General features: G+C 49.8%; 13 protein-coding genes. 6 read left to right on the forward strand and 7 right to left on the reverse strand.

What is annotated here, in order from left to right; translation table 11 throughout:
* Positions 1-73: 73 nt before the first annotated feature.
* Together BLV50_RS18165 and BLV50_RS18170 are read right to left on the reverse strand one after the other, a co-directional pair.
* Entirely contained in the window at positions 74-1,483 is a 1,410-nt protein-coding gene (locus BLV50_RS18165) for a sensor histidine kinase (protein WP_090809228.1), read from the reverse strand.
* On the reverse strand, positions 1,476-2,156 hold the full coding sequence (locus BLV50_RS18170) for a response regulator transcription factor (protein WP_090809230.1): 681 nt from the start codon (positions 2,154-2,156) through the stop codon (positions 1,476-1,478). Before BLV50_RS18170 ends, BLV50_RS18165 begins: the two co-directional genes overlap by 8 nt.
* Positions 2,157-2,368: 212 nt before the next feature.
* Between BLV50_RS18170 and BLV50_RS18175 the strand changes: the two genes are divergently transcribed.
* Both BLV50_RS18175 and BLV50_RS18180 read left to right on the forward strand, forming a co-directional pair.
* Positions 2,369-3,322: a hypothetical protein gene (locus BLV50_RS18175; protein ID WP_090809233.1), complete on the forward strand. Its 954-nt coding sequence runs from the start codon at positions 2,369-2,371 to the stop codon at positions 3,320-3,322.
* A 225-nt stretch (positions 3,323-3,547) separates the two neighbouring features.
* Positions 3,548-4,897 (forward strand): hypothetical protein, encoded by a 1,350-nt coding sequence (locus BLV50_RS18180; RefSeq protein ID WP_090809235.1) that lies wholly within the window; start codon positions 3,548-3,550, stop codon positions 4,895-4,897.
* A gap of 74 nt (positions 4,898-4,971) precedes the next feature.
* On the opposite strand, the gene greA is transcribed toward BLV50_RS18180, so the two are convergent.
* The gene (gene greA / locus BLV50_RS18185) at positions 4,972-5,448 is read right to left on the reverse strand and encodes a transcription elongation factor GreA (RefSeq protein WP_063565893.1); all 477 of its coding nucleotides are present in this window, start codon (positions 5,446-5,448) and stop codon (positions 4,972-4,974) included.
* Between the two features lie 261 nt (positions 5,449-5,709).
* Here greA and BLV50_RS18190 point away from each other — a divergent pair, with 261 nt between their 5' ends.
* From BLV50_RS18190 to BLV50_RS18205, 4 genes are all read left to right on the forward strand, one after another.
* Positions 5,710-6,885, forward strand: coding sequence for a DUF6688 domain-containing protein (locus tag BLV50_RS18190; protein WP_090809237.1), 1,176 nt, complete (start codon positions 5,710-5,712; stop codon positions 6,883-6,885).
* 132 nt (positions 6,886-7,017) lie between these two features.
* A complete protein-coding gene (locus tag BLV50_RS18195) occupies positions 7,018-7,890 on the forward strand; it encodes an arylamine N-acetyltransferase family protein (protein ID WP_090809239.1) in 873 nt (290 codons plus the stop codon).
* 83 nt (positions 7,891-7,973) lie between these two features.
* Positions 7,974-8,657: a 4'-phosphopantetheinyl transferase family protein gene (locus BLV50_RS18200; protein ID WP_177031215.1), complete on the forward strand. Its 684-nt coding sequence runs from the start codon at positions 7,974-7,976 to the stop codon at positions 8,655-8,657.
* 237 nt (positions 8,658-8,894) lie between these two features.
* Positions 8,895-9,209, forward strand: a complete 315-nt coding sequence (locus BLV50_RS18205; protein ID WP_024629712.1) for a hypothetical protein — start codon at positions 8,895-8,897, stop codon at positions 9,207-9,209.
* Between the two features lie 184 nt (positions 9,210-9,393).
* Here the strand turns inward: BLV50_RS18205 and BLV50_RS18210 are convergent, their stop codons facing one another.
* Genes BLV50_RS18210 through BLV50_RS18225 form a run of 4 tightly spaced genes read right to left on the reverse strand, consistent with a single transcriptional unit; the run spans position 9,394 to position 19,399 of the window.
* The gene (locus BLV50_RS18210; RefSeq protein ID WP_090809245.1) at positions 9,394-10,875 is read right to left on the reverse strand and encodes an MDR family MFS transporter; all 1,482 of its coding nucleotides are present in this window, start codon (positions 10,873-10,875) and stop codon (positions 9,394-9,396) included.
* The gene (locus tag BLV50_RS18215) at positions 10,872-11,108 is read right to left on the reverse strand and encodes an MbtH family protein (RefSeq protein WP_090809247.1); all 237 of its coding nucleotides are present in this window, start codon (positions 11,106-11,108) and stop codon (positions 10,872-10,874) included. The genes BLV50_RS18210 and BLV50_RS18215 overlap by 4 nt, the downstream gene beginning before the upstream one ends.
* Before the next feature lie 12 nt (positions 11,109-11,120).
* A complete protein-coding gene (locus BLV50_RS18220; RefSeq protein WP_256337987.1) occupies positions 11,121-18,353 on the reverse strand; it encodes an amino acid adenylation domain-containing protein in 7,233 nt (2,410 codons plus the stop codon).
* Entirely contained in the window at positions 18,350-19,399 is a 1,050-nt protein-coding gene (locus BLV50_RS18225; protein ID WP_090809249.1) for an isochorismatase family protein, read from the reverse strand. The genes BLV50_RS18220 and BLV50_RS18225 overlap by 4 nt, the downstream gene beginning before the upstream one ends.
* Positions 19,400-19,449 lie beyond the last annotated feature (50 nt).

Here is a 19,449-nt window from a genome sequence, read left to right on the forward strand (position 1 = left end):
TGTTCTAAGATTTTCCGTTATTATATAACAGTCATCCACTCAGGTCATTCGAAAATCGAAATTAATCGAAATGTTATTTATTTACAGGAATGTCTACATTAAATACGCTGCCCTTGCCTTCTTCGCTTAACAAAGCAATCCGACCATGATGCGCTTCAACAATCCACTTCGCAATCGAAAGACCCAGACCGTGTCCTCCCGGACCACGTGTACGTGATTTGTCCCCACGATAAAAGCGATCGAAGATTCGCTCCGCATCCTCCGGACTGATCCCGACGCCCGTGTCTGCTACAGACAAATGAAAGGCAGGACGTCCCTCTTTATCCCGATCCGACAGCACCACGCGAACCTCTCCACCCCGTGGAGTAAACTTCACGGCATTATCCAGCAAAATGGTCAGCACCTGTCTAAGCTTCTCCGGATCGCCATTGAGAACCATCTTATCAGGCCCTTCCAGCTCCATTCGAATGCCCTTTGCCGCTTTGAGACGCCGAATGGATTGCATCGTCTTTTCGGCAATCGGACGAAAATCGAAATCCCGCTTGACCAGTTCAAGCTCATCCGAGTCAGACCGTGCCAGAACGAGTAGATCTTGCACCATACGTGTCATTCGCCTGATCTCATCTTTCATATTGGAAAGGGTTCTTCTGGCAAAAGAAGGTGCGTCCTGTCCAAGCTCCAGCTCAAGGGCGTTAACGGATGCCAGCAGCACGCTCAGCGGCGTGCGCAGCTCATGAGAAGCATCTCCTACAAACTCACGTTGTCGATTGTAGGATTTCACAATAGGAACCATCGCTTTACGGGACATCAGCCAGCCGATGAAACAAGCAATAAATACAAACAGAATTGCCAATAAAATCAGCAGCATTAATAGCCTGTGCAGCAGCTTGTATTGAGGCGTTACATTAATACCCGCATAGAGCGTCATTTCTGGACCGTTCTTGGTCAGCACGTTCTGCCCGGTAACCATCAGATGAAGAGTCGAAGGCGCAACAGGTGCGGCATCTTTCTCACCGTTATCCAATACATCTGCGGGAACGCTCAGGCTTACCTCTTTAATCTCCCTGGCACGTGGTTTCCAGTCCTGTACAAGCCCCAGAAGTTCTGAACGCATCCCCGGGAATATTTCATTGCCTGAGATCACTTTGCCGTCCGAACGGAGGACATAATAGAAGAACTGGTCACTGCCCGACCCCCATAACCTTCGATTATCCAGCGTATCTCCTTCCTTGCCTTCTTGCATATTCTTTTCCACCAAAGCCCGCTCAACTGCAACGAGAGAGAGAAGATTATTCTTCTGACCATTGATGACAATGTAGGACAGCAGAATATAGACTACACCTACAAATAGTGCAAGCAGTACAATCGTCAGACTGCTGTATGTGAGGTTAAGTCGACCCTGCGTACGACCGAACAAATTTCCTTTAATTTTCCCTCGATCGATGCCTTGTTCGTCTCCACCTATTCGTTTTCTATTATTCAAGCTTATAACCCACCCCTCGGATGCTGTGGATCAGGTGTTGTTTGTTGAACAGTTCAAGCTTTTTGCGCAGCAGCTTTATCGTGGCATCCACTATTTTGGTCGAAACGTCTGAATCATACCCCCAGATCCGTTCCAGGATTAATTCGCGGCTGAGGGTAGCGCTTTTGTTCCGTAACAACAGATCCAGCATCTGAAATTCACGAGGGCTTAGCTGGATGACCTGCTCTTCCATACTCAGCGTCAGGCTGGAACGATTCAGGCGCAGACCATCCAGCTCGGCAACTTCCTCCAGCAGCGGTGCATAATTACGGCGACACAAGGCTCTCAGCCTGGCTTGAAGCTCTTCCAATTCAAATGGCTTCACCAGATAATCGTCTGCTCCCGCATCCAATCCCTGAACCCGGTCACACAGCGCGTCCTTGGCGGTTAACATCAGGATTGCTCCGGCATAGCCGTTCTCTCTTAATTTTTTGCATACGGATAGCCCTGTCCATCCGGGCAGCATCCAGTCCAGTATAGCCACATCATAATGAGAATCCATGCAATAGTGATAGGCATCTTCCCCATTTTCCACCCATTCTACAGTCCCAAAGCCGGTTTTCTCCAACATATGAACAATCAACTCACCCAACAAGGAATCATCTTCAGCAAGCAGTATGCGGTGTGTGGTCAATGTGAACCTCCTAAGAAGCAGTATGTGATAAAGACGAGCACGTCAACCCTGCCCGGTTTAATTTTCAAACATTCTCGCACTTCCAGATGGTCCGTGTCCAATACCTCGCGTTTGTAAAAATACCCCAGTCTGTCTTTCTCCGTTTTTTCACCTTTCGGGATTACAGTAAGGGTGCAACAAAAAATAAATCAAAAATTAGGAGTGAATGTACAATGAAAAAATGGATTCCTGCCATGCTGGGTGCAACGATGATCTTCTCTGCCACATCGGCTTCGGTATTTGCCGCCACCCCTACCGCTGTAACTCAAGTCTCTGCTGCCGCCAATGCCAAGGTGAGTTCGAATGGATACAATATCAGTCTGGATCAGAACTCCCTGTGCTCCAATACATCGCTGCAAAAAGTACTGGGTCTAAGCAAAACGGAACTGCAAAAGCAATTCCAGGCTGGTAAAACGTTGGCAGATCTGGCGAAGGCGAAGGGTGTCAGCACAACTAAAGTAACCAACGCCTTGTTGCAGCCACAGCTGACCAAGCTCGCAAGTGATCAGAAGTCCGGCAAGCTCACGCAAGCCAAAGTGGCTTCTATCAAGACAGACCTGACCAAGCAGCTGAATAATTCCCTGACCAAAAAAGTGACCACCGTAACGACGGTAACAACAACGTCTACGACCACTTCAACCACATCCAAGACGGCTGCGGCTACAGCAAAATCAACGGATACCACGTCATCCAATAACCTGACTAGTCTGAATAAATCTGCCGCGGCATCTGCACTCAACCTGTCGCAAACGGAGTTGAATCAGCAAATCAAGGCTGGTAAATCCATCGTTGATATTGCCAAGGATCAGGGCGTAGACAAGAGCAAAGTCATTAATACTGTCGTAACCAAAGAAAAAAGCTGGGTCACTTCTCAACTGAATGAGTCCTGGAAAAACACGACCGGTACTTTAACCACAGAGCAGCAGCAATTCAAGGACAGCGGTTATTTGGCCAAGGCTGCCCAGTTGTTCAACACATCCGCAGATGAGCTGCAAACCCAACTGAAGAATGGAAAAACGTTAACTGCGATTGCCAAAGAAAAAGGCGTGGATTCCAGCAAACTGACGGAAACACTCCATACCTATGCCAAAGAGCAAGTAACCGAGCAATGTAACCAAGCCAGCTAATCCCCTTCCCCATTAACCCCAAACTACCACCAAACCATAAAAAGAGAGGGTCCTGTTCACAGGACCCTCTCTCCATCTATTGCATGATACATCTTTTCACTTCCTTGGCTTTCAGCAAACTTTAAGCTTCCATCCGAGTAAAACATGACCCAAAATTCATCCCTTTTTCAGCTTGGTCACCTATACTTGCACCAATCTCAATCGCCCATGCTGAGGAGGAGAAGGATGAACACACTGAGCTACAGAGATCCAAATACCCGATGGAACAGGCATTTCTGGCTGTATGCCGCTCTAATTTTCACTGGCGGTCTATTGCTGCGTTTGTACCTTGGAACACAATTCAGGGGTTATATCGGAGATCAGTCCCTGTTCGTCGATTGGATGAATGCCGTCCACCAATACGGGGTTCGTGAATCATACCTGTATGGAAAAGATCAGAACTATCCCCCATTGTTTATCTTCATTCTGGGGTTGTACCGCTGGATACTGGGTGGGCTCGGCATAACCGCCTCAGCTGGCAATCTGTCCATGAAAATACTGCCTATCGCCTTTGATATGCTGTCCTTGGCGGTCTTGACCCTCACATTCAAAAAGCTAAGCTCTGGCAAACGTTTGGTGCTGCTTGCAGTTCTTTCCTTCAACCCTGGTCTGCTGGTCGACAGCGCCATGTGGGGACAGATCGACATCCTGCACAGTACATTAATGGTGCTGTCTACCGTTCTGCTGCTATGTAATCCTCTATTGGCGGGTGTATTGTTCTCCGTTGCCCTGCTGGCAAAGTTTCAGGCGATTGTCATTGTTCCGGTGATCGGTATTGTATTACTACGCCAGCTTTATCACAGGCAATTTCGGGCCACGCTTCTATTTGTAGCAGGATTAATGATGGCTATCCTGCCTGTGCTTCTCTATTTTGCAGCAAACGGAACCCTCGGCACCATGCTGACCAACGCCTACGGAAGCGCCGTTAATATGTATCCGCAGCTTTCGCTGAACGCCATGAATATCTGGTATCACCTGCTTGGTGATCCGGGAACCAGCGATGCTACGGTGTTGTTTGGCATAGTAACGTATAAAATGTTTGGTCTGCTGCTGCTTGCCATTGCCGTGGTTGGAGTAGCGGCCTATCTACTGCTGATTAAGGAAATTCGTATTCCATCCCTGCTCATTGCAGGTGCAGCGGTGAATCTCGCCTTCTTTATGCTGCCAACGGAAATTCATGAGCGTTACAGCATACCTGCTTTGTTATTCTTGGTTCTAGTTCCGTTCTTTGAACGTAAATGGATGTACGCTGCAATCACCTTCTCCCTGACTACATACGTAAATATTGCCATGATCATGAGCACGGGCTCTGGTGGCGACTTTGGAGCTGAGGAAGGGCTATCTCGCATCGGTGGTGAGCATGGTAACTTTGGCGGAGGACATGGAGCGAGCTTTAGCATGCACGGTTCGGGACTGACCAATGACTTGATGTACAGCATGGGTATTTCCATTGCGATGATCCATATCGTGATCCTGCTCTGGGTTGTATTTGCCATGACCCGTGAAATTCTGGATGGACGAAAAAAACGTAGCTGAATATTATTTTGCAAGAATAAAAAAGAGGTGTTCCAACAGCCATTTCCATGGTTGCCGAAACACCTTTATTCCCATTAAATTTTAATTTCAAGCAACTCATATTTGATAATGCCCATCGGCGCATTGACATGAATGACACTGCCTACTTCTTTGCCCATCAGTTCTTTGCCAAGCGGGCTTTCGTACGATATTTTGTTATCAGCAACATCCGCCTCGGCCGGACCAACCAGCATGTATTCAATCTTCTCGGCGAATTCGATATCATTAAGCAGAATAGTTGAGCCAATGCTTACTTTGTTCGAGTCGATATTGTCCGAAGTGATGACTCTTGCTTTGGTCAGCATTTTCTCCAGAATCAAAATGCGGGTTTCCATAAAAGCCTGATCATCTTTGGCTGAATGATACTCACTATTTTCCTTCAGGTCACCGTAACTGATCGCGAGTTTCAGACGCGCCGCCAGTTCCTTACGCTTCACCGTCTTTAATTCCCTCAGTTCGTCCTCCAGCTTTTCCAAGCCTTCCTGTGTCAAAATCACTTCATCATTAGCCATTTTTTCCATCTCCTAATCTTGCTTTCTATCTATATTCTAACCTATATCCACTCCAAACGGTTAACATACCAAGAAAAAGAAATAACGCTCCCATTGATGGAAAGATGTGTATGCGTAACCTTTACTGTTACTTACTATATATAGGTAATAAACCTAGAATCATCTCAATACGATGTCGCATTTTTTCTATAATGGTCATTATTGCCATATAAAGTCTTCTAACCTACAATAGACGATACTGCTATCGAAGGAGGAAATATTTTGTATGCAACGATTCAATTCATAGGACTCTTCCTGATCCTTCCTGCTGCCTCCGGGTGGATTATGTTGAATAGTTTCCTGAAAAAGGCTTCGGGAAATGGCCGAAAACTTCTCAAGGTGTTCGAATTTATTTTTCTGACCATCACTCTATTGCTTTTCGCAGCAGGTCTTGCAATAGACAGTATGGGTGTTCAGGGAGGAGAACCCTTATCCATGTATGAAGACTCCGGCCTGATGGCATCCAATTACGCCACGCTGGATCACCGTAGTCTTCTTGTCCTTTTGGTCACGTTATTGCTTGGCTTGCTCGCTTATTTAGCAATGTTCACACGTCCAGGTAAGCTCTCACCGATCATTTATACCTTATGCAATAGTATCCTTGTATTAAATATCGTTTGGGGTATCGTCTATATCACGCATACTAGCATTGCTTGGTACACCGAGACGGGTATGTTCTTGATGTTTGCTGTGCTTCTGTTGCAGAGCAGCTATCTATCACTTATCTTCCTTTATATTGGTCGGTTGAAACGTTCATGGGATGGCTTTATCGAGGCTACTCTGGTTGAATATCAAACGTCTATGGATATGGAGCATTTACCAAAATGGCAACGACTGCTATACCGGTCTATCATTCGCTTTCATACCGCCCCGATAGTGTGGACCATTCTGATGTTTCCCATACAGCTTGTTATACAATTGATCCTTGTTCTGTTTGGACAACGCCCGGATAGCGCCATTCGCGTATTTCTGGATACAAGCAGCTTCAATTACTCCAGACTGCCGGCTCCACCGCCAAATATGATTCCCGGTGATGGGCACTATCTATGTACAGTTGCAGCCGGTGGACATCAAAAATGGGTCAAACCCGTGCGAGCAGGCATACGACATGGCCACATCATTCACGTTAACCGGCAACTCATGATCGCCAACGCATTCGAGCATGTTATGGAGCAGTATACACCGCGGTTCCATGGCTTAGTTCGAGGTTTGTACAATCGCTATGGATATCCAATTAGTAAACATATTCGTTCCAAATGGACCGCCGATATCGTCTATCTATTGATGAAACCGCTCGAGTGGCTATTCCTCATCGTCCTTTATACAACAGACGCTCACCCTGAAAACCGAATTCATATCCAGTACAGTGAGATGCGAGGAAAATATACACGTTTCTAGAAAAACGGAATTTTAACTGTACCGGTACAATTGAAGCAAACCAGTGTATTCATTTCATCCGTTCACTTTTACAATGAATTCAGGGCAGCAGCAATTAATAATACGCCCACTACATGACTCGAGGTGATCTGGATGAATGTTACATTGACTCCATCTGAAATACAGGCCTACCTGAAACGGATAGGCATTCATAATATCAAGGAACCCACCCTGGAATTCCTATCGGAAATCCAGCAGGCACATGTGCAGCATCTATCCTGGCAAACGGTCGATATTTTTGCAGGTCGGCCTGCGGGCATTGATCTTCAAGAATCGGTCCAGCTTATATTGCAAGGCCGCAGTGGTTACTGTTTTCATCTGAATGGCGCATTCAGCGTTCTGCTTCGCTCTCTGGGATATACGGTGCATTGGCATCGTGCCGGAGTTCAGCCATATGGAGAGCAGCCACGTGTGAACTCGTTCCATCTCGGTCTGTCGGTCTCTTTGCCAGACGCAGACCCGAATGTGGAACGTTGGATTGTGGACGTCGGTCTGGGCGGCATGCCCTTTGAACCGCTTCCTCTTCGTTATGGAACCTACGGTTCGGCGCCATTTACGTATACATTAATGCCTTCATCCGTAGCTCCTGGCGGATGGCGACTTGAATATGAGCCGAACGGGCCAAGTGAGGGTGTCGACTTCGCTCCCGAAGAGCTTACCAACCTGGAGGAGTTCATTCCCAAGCATGAATTCTACAGCCAGTCAGCCGATTCGCCTTGGCATAACGCATTTTTACTCCGTCAGAGGCATGCTCTCCAAAGCAACGAACTACGTGGATGTATGCTCCGGACGCATGACCGTGAAGGTATCCGCAAAAAGGAAATTCAAACCTACACCGAGTGGAAAGACGTATTGGCTGAGAAATTCCACGAACCGTTGGTGAATTACACAGAAGTGGAACGCAAAGAAATGTGGGGACGGGTACAGGCTGCACATGAAGAATGGAAAAGAACAAAGCAGGTATGAAGCGACACGCGCAGACCCGATAAACCGATGATTATAAAGGAAAGTGTGCAATCCATGCCGAATACATCGTCAGGTGATAAATGATGATAACGATTCAAATTCTTCAAGTTCCGGCAGAATTGCCGGAGTCATACTGGAATCTTTTTCTGTCGCGAGTATCTGAGGAAAGACGAGGACAAGCTTCACGTTTTGTACATCAGGCGGACGCCTATCGCTCTGTTCTGGGTGAAGTGTTGACCCGTGTGGCGCTGAGCAAGTTGACTGGCCTAAGGCCGGGAGAGCTTTCGTTTACCCGTAACAAATACGGCAAACCTTCCCTCAGTCACCATGCTGATGTTCAATTTAATGTCTCGCACTCCGGCGATTGGATTGCTTTAATCTCTGGCGGTGACGCTGCTCTGGGTGTGGATGTTGAAAAAATAGCGCCTATCGACATGAAGATTGCAGAGCGTTTCTTCTCTCTCACGGAGAGCGGATTCCTGGCTGCGGAGCCCGCAGAGATGCAGCTGGAGACCTTCTACCGTCTATGGACGCTGAAGGAAAGCTACATCAAGGCCGTCGGCATGGGCCTGTCCATGCCACTTGACTCATTCTCCATGATCCGCAATGCTGACGGGAACTGGCACTCGCCAGAAGCAGCCGCATATCCATTCCTCAGCCTGCGGCTGGATCACGGTCATATGTTAGCAGCTTGTTCCGAAGGAGAAGATTTACCCACCCAGCCGGATGTCATCACAATCGAAGGGTTGTATCAAGCATTATTATGAAGGAGGGGTTACAAACCCCTCCTTCATTTTTTACATTTTATCAAAACGTGCATTAATCCCTTTCCGAACCATAATTTTCAAAAAAATGATTAACATTCTGTCCAGTTAATGGTACTATAGGACCAAAAGGAAGAGAAGTAGGTAATATAGATCAGGTATTTATAACTATTTTCTACAGTACATACTTGTTAATGCTCGATTCTCTCTCCATTTATTATTTTAGAAGGAAGTGGACAAATGCATATCTTTTTGCAAAACAATGCAGGTGTGACCAAAAACGTTAAGGTTGGTTTCAGCTGGACAACACTCTTTTTTGGATTTTTTCCTGCGCTTTTCCGTGGTGATTTGAAATGGGCTGCCATCATGTTTTTGATTAGTGTTGCTCTTGGAGTCTTCACTGTGGGCATCGGAGCTTGGGTTAGTGGAATCGTATTCTCCTTCGTTTACAACAAAATTTACATTAAAGAATTGCTGGAAAAAGGCTACCGTCCTGCAAATGCTGAGTCTCAAGCGGTTCTTGAGAGAAATCAGATTATTGCTCGAGCAGCATAAACTTAGAAAAGAATGTAACAAACATAGCAATTTAGATTTTATTGTAGATTGATGAACTAGCACGCATTTAGAAATACCGAAAAGTCCCCGGCGAACCCGCCAGGGACTTTATAATATTCAATGAACTGCATTCACGTACTCCTGATCTGAAGAGATATCATGTTCAACTGCCAGGCTACAGGACTTAACCTTTCGATTGTACAGACGATTCCTGCGTCAATGGTGGAGATTTCTTTTGCCTCCGGAAGAGACCGTGACCACTGGATTTTCGTATCGTTGCTGCCGCGTCAGCATCGCTGATTTTCAGGGCAAAACATAGGCCAATTAACAAAAACGCAGCAGCCCCCAGTAAAGCCAAACGGTACGCCAGCATATTCGGCTCCATCGCTCCAGCCGCAGTAACCGTCGTTGTACCTACGCCAGCCAGAACAGCAGACAATAAAGCCATTCCAATGGCGGAACCCAGCCGATTTTGCACCGTGAACCAGGTGGAGGCTCGTCCCATGGAAGGAGGCGGTATTCGGGCAAAAGAAGCAATCTGTACCGCACCTACCGTCTGCCCCAGGAAGATCCCCACGCCGAACAATAATGAACGAATGAACCACGGATTCGTATCCACTGTAATCTGACTAAGCGTAATGAAAATCACAGCCGTGCAGATCAAACCCATGGATATCAGCTTACGCGGGCCCAGCCGCGGATATGTCCAGGGCACAAGCTGCGAAGCGATCATAAGTCCCAGAGCTTCAGGGAATGTGGTTAGTCCTGTCTCCAGCGCAGAGGCGTTAAGCACGTTTTGATACATCAGCGGAAATACATACAACATGCCCAGCAGACCCGCTGCTCCACATACCGACACCAGACCCGAATAGCGGAATAAACGGTCTTTCAGCAAATGGAGATCAAGCAAAGGCTGCTTCGCGCGCAGTTCGGCAAACACAAGCAACGTGAGCAGGATGATTCCCGTCAGACCAGCTCCAATAATAAGAGGGGAAGTCCACCCTCGCAGTGGACCCTGACTAAGAGCGTACATCGTCAGAGCGAGTCCTGGGGCAGATAATAACCACCCCGGTACATCCAGTCGACCGGCTCCCTGTTCTTTGTGTTCCTTCAGATAAATCATTCCGAAGATTACCGCTGGAATGCCGACGGGCAGATTCACATAGAAGATCCATCGCCAAGAGAGCTGGTCCACAATCAATCCGCTAACAATCGGCCCCAGGGCCGGGGCTAGCGCGATGGGCAGTACGAGCATTCGAGATACCTTGGCCCGTTCCTGGGGAGGGAAGGTTCGAAACAGCATCGCCATCCCCACAGGAGTAAGCAGACCACCCCCTGCACCCTGCAAAATGCGAAAGAACGTCAGCGTACTTAATTGATCGGCCGTCGCACACAGTGCAGAGGATACCGTAAACAGTGCCAGTGCGGATAAGAAAACTCGTTTCGTTCCCCATCGATCACCAAGCCACCCGGCGACAGGCAAGAATACAGCGAGACTCACCAAATACCCCACGTTCAAGGTACCCGAAGCAGCCGGGGGAATCCCCAGCTCCTCACTAATGGTTCGTAAGGCTACGTTCAAGACCGTTCCATCCATGGCCACCATAAACATCGCCAACACGTAGACGATGCTGACAATGACCTTGGGATTCAGACCGAATTTCATCTGCTAGCCTCATGAACAGCCCAAGGCATGCCGATTTCCTCACAGAGGCTTAACGGTTTCAGATCTGTCCATTGCTCGGCGATGTAATCGAGACATACCCGGCGCTTGGCCTTGCCAAGCATCACGGTCCAACCTGTGGGCACTTCAAGGGATGCAGGCCAGAGGGAGTATTGCCCCTCCTCATTGATTAACACCAGATAATTACTGTCTTCATATTCAAATGGGTTGCTCATCGCCTTATCCTCCTATTTATGTTGAATTTCGCGCTTGTTCAGCCCCTCCAGCTTGGCGGCCAGTGTTCGGCAGATTTCCTCCAGAGGCCCAGGCTGACAGAGGTCCTTGTGACGGCAAGCGATATCATGACGTTCCAATTGGCCCCCGATGTACGCATTCCACATTTCCGGTTCAATCGGGTCGAACCAGTCAGGAATAATGGTGGAACGGAAGAAGATCAGATCCCCCTCGAATCGGGATGGCGTGTAGGCGCCCAAGATCCGTACGGAATTTTCATAGGTCTTCCGCAGCTTCATGATTGTCTCTTCATCCAAACTTGCCAGCGCACTGCCCTCACTGCGCAATATGCGCATAGCCGTTGCCATATCCAGCGGCCCATCTCCAATGCTGTCCGGATCGTAACCACCCAGTGCAAGCAATGCGGTTAAGGCTTCTTCCTCATCCGGTTCTCCGCGAATCGGCAGATAGTGGCTTGGATACGCATCCAGCATGGCGAGAAACTCCACTTCTTCCCCTTCCAATTGCAGTTGTACCGCCATAGCCTGAGCTACGTTGCCTCCGAGAGACCAGCCCAGCAGACGGAAAGGTCCCTCAGGCTGTACCGTGCGGATATGGCGGATGTAGTCTGCTGTCATATCTTCCAGTGTAGACGGAAGTTCCTCGTACTCAGCAATTCCTCTGGCCTGTAACCCATAGAGTGGATATTCCATGCCCAGATGTTTCATCAGCCCGGCATAACACCAGCTAAGTCCTCCTGCGGGATGGACACAGAATATAGGCAGATGCTCCCCATGCGTTCTGAGCGGCAACAGCACTTGAAGCGAGTTTTTTCCGGAATCCGAATCCATCTCCAGTCGCTCCGCCAGTCCCGCTACGGTAGCTGTTTCGAACAAAATGCCGATCCCCGGCTCCCTTCCCATCGCTTCACGAATGCGACTCATCAAGCGAACAGCCAGCAGCGAATGGCCACCCAGCTCGAAGAAACTGTCGTCGATACTTACACTGCGCATGCCCAATACTTCGGCAAACAAATCACAGAGGATCTCCTCCTGCGGGTTACGAGGCGCTCTGCCACCTGTCGTTAATTGCATTTCCGGTGCGGGTAGTGCCTTGCGATCGAGCTTGCCATTCGGTGTAAGTGGCAGGCTCTCCATCGCTACAACCGCAGATGGAACCATATAATCCGGAAGGCTAGCAGACGCATGACGACGCAAGGCAGTCGATTCCGGTATCGTCCCTGTGTCCGAAGCCGGAACGATATAAGCTACAAGACGTTTATCCCCCGGCTGGTCCTCACGGACAATTACAGCAGCCTGGGCTACGCTTGAATGCCTTGCCAGCACCGCTTCAATCTCGCCAAGCTCAATGCGGAATCCCCGTATTTTCACCTGCTGATCCGCCCGCCCCAAATAATCAAGCGAGCCATCATGCAAACGCTTCGCCAGATCTCCTGTCCGGTACATACGTGTGCCTGGTGGACCGTATGGATCAGCAACGAATCGCTCAGCTGTAAGATCAGGTCGATTCCAATAACCACGAGCCAGACCCTCTCCGGCTACATACATCTCTCCGGTTACTCCTGTTGGTACAGGCTCAAGCTGATCATCCAGCACGTATACCCGAAGATCCGGTATGGCGCATCCAATCCAGCTGCTCGCACCTTCCGTAGAACTGCCTGCATGCAATTCTTGGTAGCTGACATGAACCGTCGTCTCGGTGATGCCATACATATTGATGAGTTTTGGCGCATCATCAGCATGGCGTTCATACCAGTCATCCAAGCGACCAAGCTCCAGTGCCTCGCCTCCAAAAATGACATAACGGAGTGCGAGCTGCTGTCCCCAGGCCGGATTTTCCCGGTCAGCCTGCATGAGTTGGTAGAATGCGGATGGCGTCTGGTTCAATACGGTCACCTTTTGCTCAGCAAGCAACTGCAGGAACGCTCCAGGTGAACGGCTGATCTCATGAGGAACAACGACTAATCTCCCTCCATGTAGCAACGGTCCCCAGATTTCCCAGACGGAGAAGTCAAATGCATAGGAGTGGAACAAGGTCCACACATCACTCGCGTCAAAATGGAACCAGTGCTGCGTGGCATCCAATAAACGGATGACATTAGCATGCGGAATAACGACCCCTTTGGGCTTGCCTGTTGAACCCGAGGTATAGATCATGTAAGCCGGGTTCAGAGGTGTTACACGCCCATTGCGTTCACTATCTGCAGGGTTTCGATCATCCAGCATCTGCAATTGCTGCAAAGTATGCAAATCGTCCATATTAATACACTGAATTTCTGCCACCTGCGGAAGCAAGGTGTATACCTCTGTACTCGTTACCATTACTTTCGGTGCTGCATCTGTCAGCATATGTGTCAACCGATCTGCCGGATAATTGGGGTCAAGCGGCAGATAAGCGGCCCCTGCTTTTAGCACGGCGAGAATGCCCACAACCATTTCAACAGAACGAGGCAAGGCCAGTGCTACCATTTGTTCCGGTGCCACGCCTTGAGCGATCAGTAATCTGGCAAGCTGATTGGCTCTTGCATTCAGCTCCCTGTAATTCAAGGTGATATCCTCACAGTTCATGGCAGTCGCTTCCGGATGAGCCGCTGCTTGTATTTCAAAGCGCTCGGCTATGGTCAGTTGTGCATCCTCACTCAGCGTAAAGGACCATTCTTTTTCAAGCTGGGCCTGCTCTGTTGGGGTCACGACATGAAATCTGCTGATTCGCTCATCCAACTGCTGCACTGCATCTTCAAGCACCTGCATCAATCGGACCACAAGTTCACCTGCAGTAGACTCCCGGAAGAGATCTGCACTATATTCCAGCACACCTTCAATTCCGCCTGGAGACCCGTTATGCTCACGCTGCTCTGTCAGCTCAAGGGTTAGATCAAATTTGGATGAACCCACACCATGAATGCGGGTTTCCGCCGCAATATCCGGTAGATCAAGACGAATATCCGGTGTATTTTGCAGAACAAGCATCACTTGGAACAGCGGATGTTTGGAACGCGACCGAGGCGGATTTAATACTTCAACCAACCGTTCAAAGGGCAGATCCTGATGTTCATATGCAGCCAGGTCGACTTCCCGCACACGAGCCAGCAGCTCACGGAATGTTGGATCACCTGAAGTATCTGCGCGCAGCACAAGGGTGTTAATGAACATACCCACGACTTCATCCAGCGCATCATCGCTCCGTCCGGCAATCGGTGTTCCTATCGCGATATCCGTTCCTCCTCCCATTCGGGTAAGCAGCAAGGACAGTGCCGAATGCAGCACCATGAATAGGCTGACTTTATTCTCACGTGCGATGATCATCAATTGCTCATGCAAACGTTGACTGATCGTAAAAGGCACTGACCCACCGCGATAACTGGACACGACTGGACGTGCGTAATCCGTAGGGAATGTAACCTGCTCCGGTAAATGGGCCAGCTGGTTGCTCCAGAATTCCATCTGTCTTGCAATCAGACTGTCCTGCTGGTTCTCATTCCCTAGCAATCTCTCCTGCCACACCGCATAGTCGGCATATTGAATGCGCAGCGGCTCCCAGGCAGGTGAAGAACCCCGCAAGCGTGATGCATAAGCCACCGACAGATCGCGGATGAGCGGTGACAATGACCATCCATCCCCGGCAATATGATGCAGCAACAACAACAGCACATGCTCATCAGCGCCGATTCTGAACAACTCGGCACGAATGCCTGGTTCAGTGGAAAGCTGGAAACTGTAGCGTGACGCTTCTGTCAGAAGCTCGGGAAGCTCCTGCTCCGTAGCAGCGGTTATATTCAATTTCACTTTGACGTCAGCAGCATTCAGAATATGCTGGCTCGCAGAACCCATTTCAGGCGGATACAACGTTCGTAATGTCTCATGACGGTCTACAATATCCTGCAGGGCGTTCTCCAGAGCATCCGTATCCAGCTTCCCGGCCAACCGGGCAACCAGCGGAATATTATACGTCGGATTGGCGCCTTCCAGACAATACATGAACCACAACCTCCGCTGGGCAAAGGAGAGTGGAAGCTCCCCCTGACGTGAAACAGGCTGAATAACAGGTCTCACCGATTTTGCCTGATCCAATCGTTTGGCAAGGCCTGCGGCGGTTGGAGCTTCAAATACACTGCCAATGGTCAGATCTGCACCGAATACATCACGGATACGTGCTGTAATTCGTCCAGCCAGCAGGGAGTGCCCACCCAATTCAAAGAAATCATCGTCAATGCCCACACGACCAACACCAAGAATCTCAGCGAACAGACTGCACAGAATTTCTTCTTGTGGCGTGCGCGCCTCCCGTCCATTGGCATTGGACAGCAAAGTAGGCACAGGAAGCCGTTTGCGATCGATTTTTTTATTCGGTGTCAACGGCATCTCGGGCAGTAGTGTGAATGCAGCAGGCACCATGTAATCCGGCAACGCATCCGCCACGTAAGCTCTTAGTTCTGCCAGATCCATACGATTCTCGAGTTCAGACTCACCCACTACGTACGCTGCCAATCGCTGGTTTCCCGGTTGGTCTTCGCGAGCCAGGACTGTGACCTGAGCTACGCCAGGATACCTGGAGATTACCGATTCAATCTCGCCCAGTTCTATCCGGAAACCTCTAATTTTGATCTGATGATCTGCACGACCCAAATAATCGATAGAACCATCCGGCAGCCATTTCGCCAAATCTCCTGTACGGTACATCCGACTGCCTGGCTGACCGAAGGGATTGGCTACAAAGCGTTCTGCGGTCAGATCAGGCCTGCCCAAATACCCGCGCGCAAGCCCTTCGCCTGCGATATAGAGTTCCCCTACTACACCCGAGGGTACTGGCTTTAAGCCTTGATCCAGCACATATAGCTGTGTGTTGCGAACCGGACCACCAATCGACGGTTTCCCCATCACCCCTGTGTCGAACGAGGCAGCCGTGGAATAAATGGTTGTCTCGGTTGGGCCGTACTGGTTATTGACGTGACACCCCAATTCCTGCAAAGAAAGCTTCAGTTCCTCCGTCAGCGCCTCTCCTCCAGTAATCACGGTTAGCCCATCGAATCGCCCTGGCCGGCTCGTCACCAAAGACTGCCATAACGTAGGCGTAGCCTGCATGATGGTGGTTCCCAGCTCTCTCATCTTCCCAGCCAGAGCTACCGGATCAAGAATCGTCTCTTTGTGTGCAATATCCAGCCGGGCACCCGTCGTAAGCGGCAGAAATACTTCCAGTACAGATATGTCAAAAGCAATCGTGGTCACCGACAGCCAGTGGTCCTGCGGACCAACCTGTAGTCTCGTCTTCATATCCTCAAGCAGATTCGCCAGCCCCAAATGGGTTACGGCTACGCCCTTGGGCTTACCTGTGGAGCCTGAAGTGTAGATAATATACGAAGGATTGAGCAGAGAAGCTGTACTTGTCAGATCATCACCTTCGGGATTACTTCCAGGCCGGCGACTCACTGCCGTAACAGTATTCGGTTCATCCATGACCATCATCGGTACACTGGATGTTGTCGGTAGACTGGAAACATGGTCCATCACCGTCACCACACAAGCAGGCTTGGCATCAGCCAACATGTAGATCAGACGCTCTTCGGGATAGTCAGGGTCAAGCGGCACATAGGCGGCCCCCGTTTTGTGGACAGCCACAATGGCGATGACCACTTCGAGCGAACGAGGCAGAGCAATGGCCACCCGCTGTTCCGGTCCTGCCTGATATCGTTGTATCAATTCATGAGCCAACTGATTCGCTCGTTCATTCAGCTCCGCATATGTCAGGGACTCCCCTTCGAATGTCAGCGCCGTTGCAGAAGGTGTGCGGCGGACCTGCTGTTCAAACAGTGCTGCTGAATTGCTATCGGCCGTCACCCCTCCCGTTCCATTCCATGTCACCAATACTTGTTCACGTTCGGCAGGGAGCAGCAAGTCCAGTCGTCCCACCGTCTCCATGCCTTCCTGCATTACCAAGTTCAGCAGCTGCATATAACGAAGCTGATGGTTCTGCAGTTCGGAATCATTGTAGATAGACGGATTCGCATCAAAATCAATACTCAGCCCATGACCATGCCCTTGGTCCACCACATGAATGGACAGATCGTCTACCGGGCCCGTGGACAGGTTGTGAATCATGCCGCGCTGCCCTGCAAAGTTTAATTCATGGTGGAATGGCATGACATTAATCATGGGTCCGAACAGGCGACGATTCTCTCCAAGCAGCTTCAGATCACGCCGCAGATCCTGGTGCCGATAGCGTTGATGCTTGCGTACCGCCCGAATCTCCTGGACAACCTGTTTCAGCAACTCTGACACGGTCAGATTTGACTCTACGTTGATACGCAGCGGAAGTACATTCATGACCATACCCGGAACCCGCAAGGATGTTGATCCCAATCGGCACATCACGGGCAGGGCCAGCACAACATCGGTCGCCCCTGTCATTCGGTGTACGTAAATGGCTGTTGCCGCTACAAACAAATCCGGCCAGGTCACACCGAACCTTGCCGCTGCCGCCTGCATTTGCTCGCGCTGCGGCTGTGTAAGCAGACCGCTCTGTCTCAGGAAGTAGGTAGAGGTTCGCGGAGCCCGTTCCCCCAGACTGATAACATCCGGTTCATCAGCATATCGATCCATCCAGAACTGACGATCCTGCTCTTTGTCCACGGAGCCAAGATAAGCCTCGTCTTCCTGAAGTACAGCCGTCAATGAGCCAAACGACGCCCCCTGCTGGACTTGATCTACACCTTCTCCTCTTACCCTTGCAGAGTATAGGCTCGCCACCCTGCGGGTAATCAGCGAAACGCCGTATCCGTCAATCGCGATATGATGGATGCGCTGGTACCAGTAATAACAATCATGGCTCAGCTGGAACAATGCCTCCGTGAAGAGTGGACCTGTCGCCAGATTGACGGGATTGGCCAGATCATTTTTCATCCAGGCCAGTGCTGCTGTGTGGGGCTCCGGTTCCTCCCTCACGTCGATGACATGAAATGTCCAATGATCCGGGTTGCTGTTCAAAGACTGCCATGGACCTTGTTCATTTTCGCCATAAACCATATTCAGCGATTCTGCTTCCGAAACGGTCTGTCGCACACTTTCTTCGAATCGTCCGGTGTCTACACTACCCTCGATGACCACATACTCGGCGGTATTGTACATCGGATTGTCCGGATTCAACTGCTGAGCGAACCAGATGCCTGACTGTGCAGAGGACAGGGGCCAAGCCGTGTCCCGACTGTGCGACGTATGCACGGCCCCGCTCAAAAGTAGTCTCCGTTCGGAAGCACCTTATTTTGGGCCTTATCCAGCAATGCTGCCCATGCAGCCAATGTAGGCAGCTCCGCCAGATCCACGAACGTTACCCCCGCTCCTTCCACTCGAAAGCGCTCAGCCAGACTCATAATACGAATGGAATCCAGTCCCCACATCTGAATCAGATCATCGTGCTCTCCAATGTTGCCAGGCTGCTCCTGGAGCATCTCTCCAACCTGATTTCTCAATGCTTCCAACGTGACTTGTTCAACGCCATGACTTCCGTCCTGAATTGGCTCTGCTGCGGATGCCGTTTGCTGCTCAGCCTCCAATACAGCCACCTGAGCAGATGCAGCATAGGAGCGCTCCCCTTGCTCACCCACTTCGGATTTCAGTGCTCCTTCATTTCCGTCAGCGGCAGAATCATTTAGAGATTCAAGTAAACGTCCGGTTGTCAGTGTTACCGCGCACCTTTCTGCTGCATACGTCAGGGCCATGAGATGTTTTTCCGCCGAGAAGTCAGCTACTGCATCCGCAACCAGGAACGCCTGAATGTCTCTCATAAAGGCTTCACAAGAGGTCATCAGACATCCGATATGTGCATAAATACCGCAAACGATCAGTTGATCGCGGCCATCCCGCTGCATTAGTTCAAACAGGTCTGTTTTCTGGAAGGCGCTATATCGCCATTTGGTCATGAACGTATCCTGGGGAGCGGGTGCGAGCGCATCAATAATCTCTTTTTGCACAGGTCCTCCATCAATTCCCGCACCCCAAAAGTCCAGCTGTAACCCACGCTGCTCCAGAGTCTGTCCGCCCGGTTGTGCGGAGTAGACCACCGGAATGCCAAGCTCATGACACTTTGAACGAAGTTGTGAAATATGATCGATCAGCTCCACAACAGGGGATTGCCCTGCCGTAAAGGCGTTCATAAAATATTGCTGCATATCATGAATCAGGAGTACCGAGCGCTTCGCATCCGGTGTCCACATTACCTTGTTGACGGGAAGCTCCGACTCTACAGGCATTGCATAGGGTTGAATCTTTGGAAGTGCCATGAATATCCCTCTTTTCAGCTTTATTTATCACAATCATGTTCATCACTGCG

Origin of the sequence: Paenibacillus sp. 276b (genome assembly GCF_900107875.1) — a bacterium.
GTDB lineage: Bacteria > Bacillota > Bacilli > Paenibacillales > Paenibacillaceae > Paenibacillus > Paenibacillus marchantiae.